The 12,123-nt window shown below is 62.5% G+C and carries 11 protein-coding genes; 7 read left to right on the top strand and 4 right to left on the bottom strand.

Annotation, left to right across the window (positions count from 1 at the left end; all coding sequences use genetic code 11):
• Nucleotides 1–148: 148 nt before the first annotated feature.
• The 4 genes from PMI35_RS00160 to pdxR all read right to left on the bottom strand — a co-directional run bounded on the left by PMI35_RS00160 (nucleotide 149) and on the right by pdxR (nucleotide 5,377).
• Nucleotides 149–1,216, bottom strand: coding sequence for an alpha/beta fold hydrolase (locus tag PMI35_RS00160; protein WP_008066709.1), 1,068 nt, complete (start codon nucleotides 1,214–1,216; stop codon nucleotides 149–151).
• 166 nt (nucleotides 1,217–1,382) lie between these two features.
• Nucleotides 1,383–2,648, bottom strand: a complete 1,266-nt coding sequence (locus PMI35_RS00165) for an MFS transporter (protein ID WP_008066707.1) — start codon at nucleotides 2,646–2,648, stop codon at nucleotides 1,383–1,385.
• A gap of 38 nt (nucleotides 2,649–2,686) precedes the next feature.
• The gene (locus PMI35_RS00170; RefSeq protein WP_008066706.1) at nucleotides 2,687–3,757 is read right to left on the bottom strand and encodes a sugar phosphate isomerase/epimerase family protein; all 1,071 of its coding nucleotides are present in this window, start codon (nucleotides 3,755–3,757) and stop codon (nucleotides 2,687–2,689) included.
• 111 nt (nucleotides 3,758–3,868) lie between these two features.
• Nucleotides 3,869–5,377, bottom strand: a complete 1,509-nt coding sequence (gene pdxR / locus PMI35_RS00175) for a MocR-like pyridoxine biosynthesis transcription factor PdxR (protein ID WP_008066705.1) — start codon at nucleotides 5,375–5,377, stop codon at nucleotides 3,869–3,871.
• 210 nt (nucleotides 5,378–5,587) lie between these two features.
• On the opposite strand from pdxR, the gene PMI35_RS00180 reads away from it, so the two are divergent.
• From PMI35_RS00180 to PMI35_RS00210, 7 genes are all read left to right on the top strand, one after another.
• Nucleotides 5,588–6,568 carry a quinone oxidoreductase family protein gene (locus PMI35_RS00180; protein WP_008066704.1) on the top strand — a complete coding sequence of 327 codons (981 nt, stop codon included), beginning with the start codon at nucleotides 5,588–5,590 and terminating at the stop codon, nucleotides 6,566–6,568.
• 13 nt (nucleotides 6,569–6,581) lie between these two features.
• A complete protein-coding gene (locus tag PMI35_RS00185) occupies nucleotides 6,582–7,430 on the top strand; it encodes a TauD/TfdA dioxygenase family protein (protein WP_008066703.1) in 849 nt (282 codons plus the stop codon).
• An 86-nt stretch (nucleotides 7,431–7,516) separates the two neighbouring features.
• The gene (locus PMI35_RS00190; protein WP_008066695.1) at nucleotides 7,517–8,569 is read left to right on the top strand and encodes a 3-keto-5-aminohexanoate cleavage protein; all 1,053 of its coding nucleotides are present in this window, start codon (nucleotides 7,517–7,519) and stop codon (nucleotides 8,567–8,569) included.
• Nucleotides 8,570–8,657: 88 nt separating this feature from the next.
• Nucleotides 8,658–9,974 (top strand): MFS transporter, encoded by a 1,317-nt coding sequence (locus tag PMI35_RS00195; protein ID WP_008066693.1) that lies wholly within the window; start codon nucleotides 8,658–8,660, stop codon nucleotides 9,972–9,974.
• On the top strand, nucleotides 9,971–10,633 hold the full coding sequence (locus PMI35_RS00200; protein ID WP_008066688.1) for a DsbA family oxidoreductase: 663 nt from the start codon (nucleotides 9,971–9,973) through the stop codon (nucleotides 10,631–10,633). Before PMI35_RS00195 ends, PMI35_RS00200 begins: the two co-directional genes overlap by 4 nt.
• Nucleotides 10,630–10,956, top strand: a complete 327-nt coding sequence (locus tag PMI35_RS00205; protein WP_008066685.1) for a Rieske (2Fe-2S) protein — start codon at nucleotides 10,630–10,632, stop codon at nucleotides 10,954–10,956. The genes PMI35_RS00200 and PMI35_RS00205 overlap by 4 nt, the downstream gene beginning before the upstream one ends.
• On the top strand, nucleotides 10,953–11,963 hold the full coding sequence (locus PMI35_RS00210) for a YeiH family protein (RefSeq protein WP_008066683.1): 1,011 nt from the start codon (nucleotides 10,953–10,955) through the stop codon (nucleotides 11,961–11,963). The genes PMI35_RS00205 and PMI35_RS00210 overlap by 4 nt, the downstream gene beginning before the upstream one ends.
• Nucleotides 11,964–12,123: the final 160 nt, after the last annotated feature.

Genomic DNA, 12,123 nt, shown 5'->3' with positions numbered 1-12,123 from the left:
TAGGTGGCCGTTACCGCAGCAATGGATATGTACACCTGAAAGACAATCATCGAATTTCAGGACGCCTTCGCCGGCAAGCCGGGCTCCTACAGTAGAACGGGTACAGCCGCGAGCGATTGGTCGGCTGTCAGCCCCCTATCGCTGGGCCTCAAAGATGATCCGCATCGATCACCGCCTTGGCGAACGCCTGCGGATCTTCCTGTGGCAGGTTGTGGCCGATGCCGCCGCTGATCAGGCGGAATTCGTATTTGCCGGTAAAGCGCTTGGCGTAATCCTCGGGGGCCGGATGCGGCGCACCGTTGGCATCGCCCTCCATAGTGATGGTCGGCACGCTGATGGACGGTGCGGTGGCCAGTTTCTGCTCCAGCGCTTCGTATCGGCTCTCGCCCTGGACCAGGCCCAGGCGCCAGCGGTAGTTGAACACGGTGATGTCGACGTGGTCGGGGTTTTCCAGCGCCTTGGCGCTGCGGTCGAAGGTGGCGTCGTCGAAGGCCCATTTTGGCGAGGCCGTTTGCCAGATCAGCTTGGCGAAGTCATGGGTGTTTTTCTCGTAGCCGGCGCGGCCGCGGTCGGTGGCGAAGTAGAACTGGTACCACCACTGCAATTCGGCCTTGGGCGGCAGCGGGTTCTTGCCGGCGGCCTGGTTGCCGATCAGGTAGCCACTGACCGAGACCAGTGCCTTGACTCGCTCAGGCCACAGCGCCGAAACGATGCCGGCGGAGCGCGCACCCCAATCATAGCCACCGAGCACGGCTTGCTTGATCTTCAGGGCGTCCATGAAGTCGATGACGTCGCTGGCCAGGGCGGCCGGCTGGCCATTGCGCAGGGTTTTGTCGGAGAGGAAATGCGTGTCGCCGTAGCCTCGCGCATAGGGCATCAACACGCGATAACCCTTGGCCGCCAACAAGGGTGCGACCTCGTCATAGCTGTGGATGTCATACGGCCAACCGTGCAGCAGGATCACCACCGGGCCATCGGCCGGGCCCGTTTCGGCGTACGCCACGTTCAACAGGCCGGCGTTGACATGCTTGAGCGGACCGAACGGCGAAGTGGCCTCTTGCTTGACGCCAGCCGCTGTCGCGCCAGGCTGCGCGGTCGCGGACGTTTGCCCGTGGGCGGCACCCAGCACGCCGAACAGACTCAGCGCGAGGATCGAAGCGCTGATCAGACTGCGGCGGGGTTTACCGGTGTTGTCGTTCTGCTGTGCCATCTTCATGGTGATGCTCCTTTGCAAGCCGCTGGCCAGGGGATCCGGCCGATCCCCTTCAAACCCTGCCTGCATTTGAGCGCGGTGACGTATCTGGCCTGTGTCGAAGAGCGGGACCGGTGCAAGCACCTGTATCCCGCCGTTGTCCAGATACACAGTGATACACAGCGTCGGATCAAGCCTGGGCTGCACTCACCTGGCCACTGACCGTGGACTTCCTGCGTACCGATCGATACAGCAGGCTGGACACCATGAAGCCAATGATCGCCAACCCGCTCATCAGGCTGAATACATAGTTATAGCCCTGCTGGCCGGGGAAGTGATCGAGGATGGCGCCGTAGATCACGTAGGCGAACATGCCCGGCGCGTAGCCGATCAGGCAGCCGATGCCGAAGGCCGAGCCGGTGATGTGCGGGGGAATGCCGACTTCACCCATGGGCGCCCAGAACACGCCGCGCATGGAGAACACGATCAGCGCAAAGGACAGCGTGGCGGCCATGCCGGCATAGATGAAGCTCGGGCTCTTCGGAATCAGCAGGATGACGCCCATCAGTGGCAGCAGCGCCAGGAACGCCCACTTCAGGTAGCGGCTGGTGCTCTTGAACTGCTTGTCGGCGATAAAACCGCCGGCAGGGCCGCCGAGGATCTTCAGGAAGTACTGGTTGATGATGCCATAGGCGCCCACCAGCGCCACGGGCAGGCCGTACATTTCCTTGAGGTAGGGAATGAAATAGGTAAGGCCGCAGTAGACGATGTAGACCATGAACACATTGAGGCTAACCAGCCAGATGCCCGGCACCTTGACCGCTTCGAACAGGTTGGCCAGGCCGTTGCCGGGCTTGGCGGTCGACTGTGCGCCGCCACTCTTGAGCAGAAACCAGGTCAGGGTCCCGGCCAGGATGTCGATCACCGAGTAGAACAGGATCGCCGACTTCAGGCCGGCTTCGCCCGAACCCATGGCGACGAACACGCCAAGCGCGCAGAAGGCCACCAGGGTATCGACCACGCCACGTCCACCTTCCAGCAGGCCGAACAGCCGGCCCTGTTCCTGATCGTCGCCCAGGTTGCGGATGGCCTTGAGCAGCGAGGGCCAGAAGATGCAGTCGGCACACACCGCCAGCAGGCTGAACACGATCAGCAGGCTGCTGAAAGGCGGAAAGGTGGCCAGGTACAGCCCCAGGCTGCCGGTTCCGATCAGGCCGAGGGGGATCAACTTGCGGGTGTCGTAGCGATCGGCGAGCATTCCGCCGACCACGAACAACGCGGTGGCGATGATCGCGTTGGCGCTCAGCAGCAGGCCGATTTCAGTGTGGCTCAAGCCCATGAATTCCTGCATGGGCACATAGAAGGCGTCCTTGAGGTTGGCCAGTTTGTAGATGGTGCCGCCACCGAGGATGAGTATCAGGAATCTGAGCCATTTGGCCTTGTTTTGCGTTGTCATTATTGTTCTCCGGGCGTAATCGGTTCGTAGCGTCGGGTTCAGGCTTGAGGACTGTGAGCAAGGGTCAGTTCGGCCAGGGTGCGCAACTCGGCCAGCACGCCGCGCACGTAGGCGACCTGGTTGTTCGCCCAGCGGTGTTCGTCGGCCAGCATTCGTTCCAGCGAGAAACCGGCGGGCAGTGGCGTGTCACTCATTTCCCGATAGGCAATGAAGGGGTCGGCCGCCTCGACGGTCTGGCGGAACGCCGGGGCCACGTAGTGGTTTTCCTGCTCTAGGATGAAGGCGATCACCTGCGGGCTCGTGTCGCCCAGCATCAACAGCTCGAACAGCAGGCGGGCACTGGGCAGGTGGTCTTCGGCGCTGCCCTGCAGCACGCCGTAATGCCCGAAGCCGTTTTGTTCGGGGACCACGCGCACGCCCTTGAGATGCGCCTGGCGGATGTGCGGCGCCAGGTTACGCAGCGCCTGCAGGGGTTGTTCGCAGGCATTGATCATGTTGCCGAAGTCAAACAGGGCATGCAGGCGAGGATGGTCGAGGCGGTTCAGCAGTTGCGCGATCTCGTCGCTCTTGAGCTCTTCATGCTGCTCGAAGTCGAAGTACAGGTCGTGCGCGTCTGCCTGCTGCGCCAGGTAGCGCAGGTCGGTTTCGATCAGGTCCATGACCTGCGACAGCGTTCCCTCGTAGCGCGAGTAGACGCGGATGTTGCGCACGCCCAGGGCCAGGGCGATGGCGATCACCTGGTCGACATCCTGTTTGCGCGTGCTGCTGATTTCCAGGTGCACGTCCAGTCCCAGGGCACGGGCCTTGTCGGCGAACACCTGCAGTTGCGCAGGCGTCATCTGGCTCAGGCTGTTGGCCTCGCCGTCGAGCAAGTGCAGGCTCAGGCCTTGCAGTTCGTGGCGATAAGCGAAGTCGAGCAGGTCGGCGGGGGTGACGCGACCGTGGGTGAGGTTGGTCAACAGCGGGTAGGCGTGGGCAAACAGGCGCAGTTGCGCCAGTCGTTCGAGCAACTGCCGGGCCAGTGCGTCAGTCAGCACGGGCGCCGTGCCGTCCTCGACCACGTTGTGGCAAAGCAAGGCGTTGAATCGTTCCTGGATCTTATTGTTCATTCGAGTCGTTCCTGGTTCAGACACGGGTCTTGCGACGCAGCCTTTATCGCGCCAGCCAGGAACTCTCGATAGATCCATTATCAGTTAATTGTTAAGACCACTTGTCGTGCTTCAAGTGGTTTGCGTCAGGCACCCCATGGCGTCCAGGGCCCGGGCCAGCGCTTCGACGCGTTCCTGGGCCTGGTGTTCGGGGGTGCCGGCAAAACCGATCAACAGCGCGGGCGGCAGGACGTGCTCGATGCAGTAGTCGGAGAGGGCGTAGGTGTGGATGTTGTGTCGCGCCAGTTGCTTGGCAATCGCGTCGTCATCGAGCATGGGAGGTAGCCAGGCGATCAGGTGCATGCCGGCGTCCACCGGGGTGATCCGCAAGAAGCCGCCGAGCTGTTGTTGCAGCTGCTCGACCAGGGCCTGCTGGCGAGCCTGGTACAGCGCGCGCAAGCGGCGGATGTGCCCCAGGAAGTGGCCTTCGACCATGAAGTCCGCCGTCGTCGCCTGCAGCAGGGTGGGCGGGCTGCGATCCATGACCGCGCGCAAGGTGCAGAAGGGTTCGACCAGGGCCTGGGGCAATATCACGTAGCCCAGTCGCAGCGAGGGAAACAGCACTTTGCTGAACGTCCCGACGTAGATCACCCGTGCCATCTGGTCCATGGCATAGAGCGCGGGAAGGAGGCGGCCGCTGTAGCGCAATTCGCTGTCGCAATCGTCCTCGATGATCCAGCTCTGCTGGCGTGCAGCCCAATCGATCAGTGCCTGGCGTCGCCCATAACTGAGGGTCACGCCCAGGGGGTGCTGGCGCGAGGGCGTGGTGAACACCAGGCGCGCATCCGGGCATTGGGCCATGCCTTGCTCGACATCGATCCCCTGTTCATCGACAGGCAGCGGTACCACCTGCGCGCCCTGGGCCTGCAAGGCGATACGCGCCGCGATGTGCCCCGGGTCCTCCATCCACACGCGGTCCTGTGGGTTGAGCAGCAGCATGCCCAGCAGGTTGAAGGCTTGTTGCGCGCCGGAAACGATCACCACTTGCCCGGCGTCACAGTCGATGCCCCGGGCGTCGAAGACGTACTCGGCTATGGCCGTGCGCAACGCCTGCAAGCCTTGCAGTTCGCCGTAACCGAGCATGGCCTTGGTCGGCTTGAGCAGGTGACGGTTCATCAGGCGCCGCCAGATCGTGTGCGGGAACGCGTCGTAGGTGCTGTGGCTGGGCAGGAAGGAGGTCGGGGTGGCGGGGTCCCAGTCGGCATAGGACACCCCGCGAAAATGATCGCTGCGCAGCGACAGCATCGACTGGCTCAGGTCGGACAGGCGAGGGGGCTGGCGTGCCTGCCCGTCGTCGACAGCCGTGCGGTGCTCCCATTCGGTGCCGACGTAGGTGCCAGCGCCGGTGCGCGAGGCGAGGAAACCCTCGGCGATCAACTGATCGAAGGCATTGAGGATGGTGATCCGCGACAACGCCAGTTCCTTGCTCAAGGTGCGGGTCGATGGCAAGCGCACGCCGCCCTGGATCCGCCCACCGAGGATCTGTTTGCGGATCTGCAAATACAGTTGGCGGTACAAGGGGATGGCGCTGGCACGGTCCAGCTCGATGGCCGACAGCAACAAACCTGCGGGGGATTTCATGAAGCGCTCGTCTGGACGGGGTGTCGTGGTGTGCAGGGTAGCGAGCGGCACGGGATAAGTCATCCACCGCCATCAACGCCATGGCGAGCACTGTCATGAAATGAAAAGCCATTGTCGTCTGATGAGAAGCGGCTCAACAGGCAGCGTCCTACAGTCCAATCAGCGCAAATCGACGCAACAGCCAATATTGCAGACTGGAGAATAAGAAAAATGGCCAAGGCCGTACGCTTCTACGAAACCGGTGGTCCCGAAGTCCTTCGTTATGAGGATGTCGAAGTCGGTGAACCCGGTCCCGGCCAGGTTCGCCTGCGTCATGTGGCGGTCGGCCTGAACTATGCCGACACCTACTTTCGCAACGGCACCTACCCGATCCCGATGCCCAACGGCATGGGGGTCGAGGCCTCCGGTGTGGTCCAGGCCATCGGCGAAGGAGTGACCAATGTCCAGGTGGGTGACCGCGTCACCTATACCGGTTTCCTCAACACCCTGGGTGCCTACAGCACCGAACGGCTGATCGCGGCCGCGCCGCTGATCAAACTGCCGGAAACCATCAGCTTCGAAGCGGCAGCGGCCATGACCATGCGCGGCCTGACGTCTTCGTACCTGATGCGTCGCATCTACGACTTCAAGGAGGGCGACAGCATCCTGCTGCACGCTGCCGCCGGTGGCGTCGGCCTGATCGTATCGCAATGGGCCAAATTGCTCGGCCTGAACGTGATCGGCACGGTCTCGACCGAGGAAAAAGCCGAAATCGCTCGGGCCCACGGCTGCGACCATACGATCAATTACAGCCATGAAGACGTCGCCGCACGCGTTCGTGAATTGACCGACGGTGTCGGCGTCAACGTGGTGTTCGACAGCGTCGGAAAGAACACCTTCATGGGCTCGCTGGATTCGTTGAAACCCCGTGGCCTGATGGTGTGCGTGGGTACCGCCTCCGGACCGATCCCGGCGTTCGACCCGGTGATGCTGGCGATGAAAGGCTCGTTGTTCCTGACCCGTCCGGCCTTGGCCAACTACATCAGCGACCCTGCGGAAAAAGCCGCCCTGGCCGGTGAGTTGTTCGACCACGTCGGCAGCGGCCGGATCAAGATCGAGATCAACCAGCACTACGCCTTGCAGGATGCGGTGCAGGCTCATCGCGATCTTGAGGCGCGCAAGACCACCGGTTCATCGATTTTCGTCATTTAAGGAGCAGCCAGCCATGAAAGTCGAACAATTGACCTGCAGCATCGGCGCCGAACTGATCGGCGTGAACCTCGCCGACGCGGTGCATGATGACGGTCTGTTTGCCGAGATTCGTGCCCAGTTGCTCAAGCACCGGGTGGTGTTCCTGCGCGACCAGGACATCACGCGCGCCGAACACGTGGCCTTCGCCCGGCGCTTCGGCGAGCTGGAGGACCATCCGGTGGCCGGCAGCGATCCGGAGCATCCGGGGCTGGTGCGCATCTACAAGAATCCGGACCAGCCGATGGACCGCTACGAAAACGCCTGGCACACCGACGCGACCTGGCGTGATGCACCGCCGATGGGATGCGTGCTGCGCTGCGTGGAATGCCCGCCGGTGGGCGGCGACACCATGTGGGCCAACATGGTCCAGGCCTATGCGAACTTGCCGGAAGACGTAAAACTCAAGATCGCCGACCTGCGCGCCCGCCACAGCATCGAAGCGAGCTTCGGCGCGGCCATGCCGATCGAGAAGCGCCTGGCGCTCAAGGCGATGTACCCCGACGCCGAACACCCTGTGGTGCGCACCCACCCGGAAACCGGCGAGAAGGTGCTGTTCGTCAACGCTTTCACCACCCATTTCAGCAACTACCACACCCCTGAGCGGGTGCGATTCGGCCAGGACGCCAACCCTGGCGCCGGCGAGTTGCTGCGCTATCTGATCAGCCAGGCGTACATCCCTGAGTATCAAGTGCGCTGGCGCTGGAAGCCCAACAGCATCGCCATCTGGGACAACCGCAGCACGCAGCACTACGCCGTCATGGACTACCCGCCGTGCCATCGCAAGATGGAGCGCGCCGGGATCATCGGCGACAAGACCTACTGATCGACCCTCTCTGCATACGCACTCGTAGACACGCTTGCCCGGCTCGAACCCGGGTGGGCGGGACAAACATAAAAATGGAGTAAACCATGCAATTCTTCGACGATTCCCTGCACCCCGAAAACATGGAAAAAGTGGTCATCACCGTGGCCCCGTATGGCCCGGAATGGATGCCTGAAGATTTCCCTGAAGACATCCCGTTGACCATGGACGAGCAAGTCCAGAAAGCGGTCGATTGCTATGAAGCCGGCGCCACGGTCCTGCACCTGCATGTGCGTGAACTGGACGGCAAGGGCTCCAAGCGCCTGTCCAAGTTCAACGAGCTGATCGCCGGTGTACGCGAAGCCGTGCCGGACATGATCATCCAGGTCGGTGGCTCGATTTCCTTCGCCCCGGAAAGCGATGGCGAAGCCGCCAAGTGGCTGTCTGACGATACCCGCCACATGCTGGCCGAGCTGACGCCAAAACCGGACCAGGTCACGGTGGCGATCAACACCACCCAGATGAACATCATGGAGCTGCTGTACCCGGAATACCTGGAAGGCACTTCCCTGGCCAACCCGCTGGTCCAGGCTGCCTACAGCGAAATGACCGTGCCGGCGGGTCCAGCCTGGGTTGCCGAACACCTCAAGCGCCTGATGGACAACGGCATCCAGCCGCACTTCCAGCTGACCGGTATTCATGCCTACGAAACCCTGGAGCGCCTGGTACGCAAGGGCATCTACAAGGGCCCGATGAACCTGACCTGGATCGGCATCGGCGGTGGTTTCGACGGTCCGAACCCGTTCAACTTCTTCAACTTCATCCACCGTGTTCCGGACGGCTGCACCCTGACCTCCGAATCGCTGCTCAAGAACGTGCTGCCGTTCAATACCATGGCGATGTCCATGGGGCTGCACCCGCGTGTTGGCAACGAAGACACTATCATTGATCACAAGGGCGAGCGTTTCGGCTCGGTTGCGCAGATCCAGCAAACCGTACGCATTGCCCACGAACTGGGTCGCGAAATCGCCACCGGCAAAGAAGCCCGTGAGATCTATCGCATCGGTGTGCAGTACGACAGCATCGAAGAAACCCTGTTGGCCAACGGTATGTCCCCCAACCGCAAGGCTGGGCAGAAGGGTGTGCCGCAACGCGGCTGACCCGTGGTGCGCACGAGAGGCCGTGACCTCTCGTGCGCACTGCAAAACGCTTGATAACAAAAATAAATAAAAGCTTTGAGGAGGCTGCATGGCCTTTCACCCAATCGCCGACGATGACGACGCTGGTGGCGTCAACGTTGCGCGTAAATATGCCTGGATTGTTTTTGCACTGACGTTCGGCCTGTTGATTTCCGATTACATGTCACGCCAGGTGCTGAACGCGGTATTCCCGCTGCTCAAGAGCGAATGGGCCCTGAGCGACGGCCAGCTTGGCCTGCTCAGTGGCATTGTCGCCCTGATGGTTGGGCTGCTGACGTTCCCGCTGTCGCTGATGGCCGACCGCTTTGGTCGGGTCAAGAGCCTGGCACTGATGGCGATGCTGTGGAGCGTGGCCACCCTGGGTTGTGCGTTGGCGCAGGACTATCAGCAAATGTTCATCGCACGCTTCATGGTTGGCGTCGGCGAAGCGGCCTACGGCAGCGTCGGCATCGCGGTGGTGATTTCGGTGTTTCCGAAACACATGCGGGCGACCCTGGCCAGCGCCTTCATGGCAGGCGGGATGTTCGGCTCGGTGTTGGGCATGGCGCTGGGCGGTGCCATCGCCGCCAAGCTCGGCTGGCGCTGGTCGTTCGCCGGCATGGCGCTGTTCGGCCTGTTGCTGGCAATCCTTTACCCGATCATCGTCAAGGAAGCGCGCATCGCACCGCAACGGGTCGCCAAGGCTGTCGCGGGGTCCAAGCGTCCGCTGCGTACGCTGTGGTCCAGCCGTTCGGTGGTGGCGACCTACGTCGCCAGCGGCTTGCAGCTGTTCGTCGGTGGCACGGTGATGGTGTGGATTCCCAGCTACCTCAATCGCTACTACGACATGCCCACGGACAAGGCCGGCGGCATGGCCGCGATCATCGTGCTGTGCAGCGGTGCGGGGATGATTGTGTGCGGCATGCTCAGCGATCGGCTGTGTCGCAACTCGCCGGAACGCAAGGTCAGCCTGGCCATCGCTTTTTGCCTGGGCAGCTGCCTGCTGCTGTCGGCGGCGTTCGCACTGACGGCTGGGCCTCTGCAACTGGCACTGATCTGCCTGGGCATGCTGATTGCCACCGGCACCACCGGCCCCGCGGGTGCGATGGTTGCCAACCTGACCCATTACTCGGTGCATGGTACGGCCTTCGCCACGCTGACATTGGCCAACAACATGCTGGGGCTGGCACCGGGGCCGTTCATCACCGGAAGGGTCTCGGACCTCATCGGCCTGCACGCCGCTTTCCAGCTGGTGCCATTGGTCAGCCTTGCGGCAGCGGCCGTGTTCTTTTACGCCAAGTGTCATTACCACAAAGATATTGCCCGCCTTCAGGGTCAGCGCGTGCCTGACCCCGTCAGTCAAGCCGGGTTAGAGGTGAAGTTGTGAGTCGTCGTCTAGAGATTGATGTGTTTTTCGATTTTATCTGCCCCTGGTGCCTGATCGGCAAACGCCAACTGGAGCATGCGCAGGTGCAGTTTCGCAATCGCCATCCGGATGTGCAGATCAGTACGCGGTGGCATGGCGTGCAGTTGCTGCCGCAGTTGCCGTTGGAAGGTGAGCCCTTCGCCGATTTCTACCGCAAGCGTCTGGGCAATGCCGATGCCATGACCATGCGCCAGGCCCAGGTACAAAAGGCTGCCGCGGCGGTTGGACTGACCATCGACCTCAGCGACATCGAGACGATGCCCAACACCGCGGACGCCCATCGTCTGTTCGAGCGGGTCAGCGCGCTGGGCAATGCTGCCCAGCGTGAAATGTTGCTCGAGCGGATGTTCGCCGCTTATTTCCGCAAACGCGAAAACCTTGGCTGCCGCGAGACTTTGCTCGCCATTGCCCGCTCCTGTGGCGTCGATACCGAGGCCGTGCTCGATTGCCTGAAGGGCGACGCCACGCCATTTGCCGGAGCCCCCGGCGCGACCAGTGGCGTGCCGAGTTTCCAGTTGGACGGTCGCCTGACGGTGATCGGTGCCCAACCTGCCCAAGCGCTGCTGACGGCCATGAACCAAGCCCTCAAGGAAGGTGAGCGCGAGCGGCAGCCGGCATGACCCGGCGCATTCCCGTACCTGCCGGCAAACACCCGCAGGCCGGTGGCCGGGCGTTGTTCGAGTTCGAAGACAAAAGCCTGGCGTTGTTCAACGTCGACGGGCAACTGTTCGCCATCGACGACAGTTGCCCGCACCAGGGCGCCTCGCTGTGTGGCGGGCGTCTTGAGGGGCGGGTGATTCAATGTTGCGCCCATGGTTTGCGCTTCGATCTGCACAGCGGCTACCTGCTCAATTCCAGGCAGGTCAAGGTCAACAACTACCCGGTCGAGATCATCGACGGCCAGGCGTTCATCGTTATCGTTCCTGAGGAGTCCGCGCCATGAGCGCCATCGCCCTTACCCGTATCCATAGCCGCACGCGCGAACTGGCCCCGGGGTTTATCGTCAGCCTGATCGTGGCCGCCGCCGCGTCGTTCCTGTCCGAGCACTACGGTGCGCCCGTCATGCTGTTTGCCCTGCTGCTGGGCATGGCCCTGAATTTCCTCGCCGGTGACGGCGCCTGCAAGGCCGGCATCGAGTTCACCGCGCGCACCGTGTTGCGCATCGGCGTGGCGTTGCTGGGCATGCGCATCACCCTCGAACAGATGGCGGCGCTGGGCTGGAAGCCTGTGGCCCTGGTGGTGATTTTGGTGGTGGTGACCATCGGCGTGTCGGTGATCGCGGCCAAGGCGCTGGGCTTCCAGCGCTTGTTCGGCATGCTCACCGGTGGGGCTACCGCGATCTGTGGTGCATCGGCCGCGTTGGCGCTGGCGGCAGCGCTGCCCAATCACCCGCAGAAAGAACGCGCGACCCTGTTCACGGTGATCGGTGTCTCGGCGCTGTCGACGATGGCGATGATCGTCTACCCGATGATCGCCAACTGGCTGCAATTGTCGCCGCAGGTGGCCGGGGTGTTTCTCGGGGCGACCATCCACGACGTGGCCCAGGTGGTCGGCGCTGGCTATAGCATGTCCACCGAGACCGGTGACACGGCTACGGTGGTCAAACTGATGCGGGTCGCCATGCTGCTGCCGGTGATCGTCACCGCCGCGATGATCACCCGCATGCAGGGCGCCGATCCGACCGGCAAGCGACCACCGTTGCTGCCGTGGTTCGCCGTGGGTTTCCTGATTCTGGCGTGCATCAACAGCACCGGGTGGATAGCCCCGGTGGTGCAGGGTTCGGTCAATGAACTGTCGCGCTGGTGCCTGGTGGTGTCCATCAGTGCCCTGGGCATGAAGACCCAGCTCAAGGAGCTGGCGGCGGTGGGCATCAAGCCGATCCTGCTGATGGTGGGGGAGACGGTGTTCCTCGTCGTGCTGGTGCTGTTGTTGCTGCACTGGGGGCTTTGACGCCCGACGCATAAGCTTTCTGGCAGAGGACTGCACCGTGGTTGGCTCCTAGCTGCGGTGGTGTTCTCGACCGGTGTGGACAGCACCGGTTTTTCACGGCGACTGTACCAGCAGTCGCCGTTTTTTTGTTCGGTGCGTCTGTGGGAGATTGTTGTCTGAG

It is taken from the genome of Pseudomonas sp. GM78, from assembly GCF_000282475.1.
GTDB lineage: Bacteria > Pseudomonadota > Gammaproteobacteria > Pseudomonadales > Pseudomonadaceae > Aquipseudomonas.
This window is presented reverse-complemented; position numbering and strand designations above follow the sequence as displayed.

Coding starts and splice junctions, on each gene's coding strand:
- PMI35_RS00190 (WP_008066695.1), top strand. CDS start 7,517: ATGCAATTCTTCGACGATTCCCTGCACCCCGAAAACATGGAAAAAGTG.
- PMI35_RS00210 (WP_008066683.1), top strand. CDS start 10,953: ATGAGCGCCATCGCCCTTACCCGTATCCATAGCCGCACGCGCGAACTG.
- PMI35_RS00165 (WP_008066707.1), bottom strand. CDS start 2,648: ATGACAACGCAAAACAAGGCCAAATGGCTCAGATTCCTGATACTCATC.
- PMI35_RS00170 (WP_008066706.1), bottom strand. CDS start 3,757: ATGAACAATAAGATCCAGGAACGATTCAACGCCTTGCTTTGCCACAAC.
- PMI35_RS00180 (WP_008066704.1), top strand. CDS start 5,588: ATGGCCAAGGCCGTACGCTTCTACGAAACCGGTGGTCCCGAAGTCCTT.
- pdxR (WP_008066705.1), bottom strand. CDS start 5,377: ATGAAATCCCCCGCAGGTTTGTTGCTGTCGGCCATCGAGCTGGACCGT.
- PMI35_RS00185 (WP_008066703.1), top strand. CDS start 6,582: ATGAAAGTCGAACAATTGACCTGCAGCATCGGCGCCGAACTGATCGGC.
- PMI35_RS00205 (WP_008066685.1), top strand. CDS start 10,630: ATGACCCGGCGCATTCCCGTACCTGCCGGCAAACACCCGCAGGCCGGT.
- PMI35_RS00160 (WP_008066709.1), bottom strand. CDS start 1,216: ATGAAGATGGCACAGCAGAACGACAACACCGGTAAACCCCGCCGCAGT.
- PMI35_RS00195 (WP_008066693.1), top strand. CDS start 8,658: ATGGCCTTTCACCCAATCGCCGACGATGACGACGCTGGTGGCGTCAAC.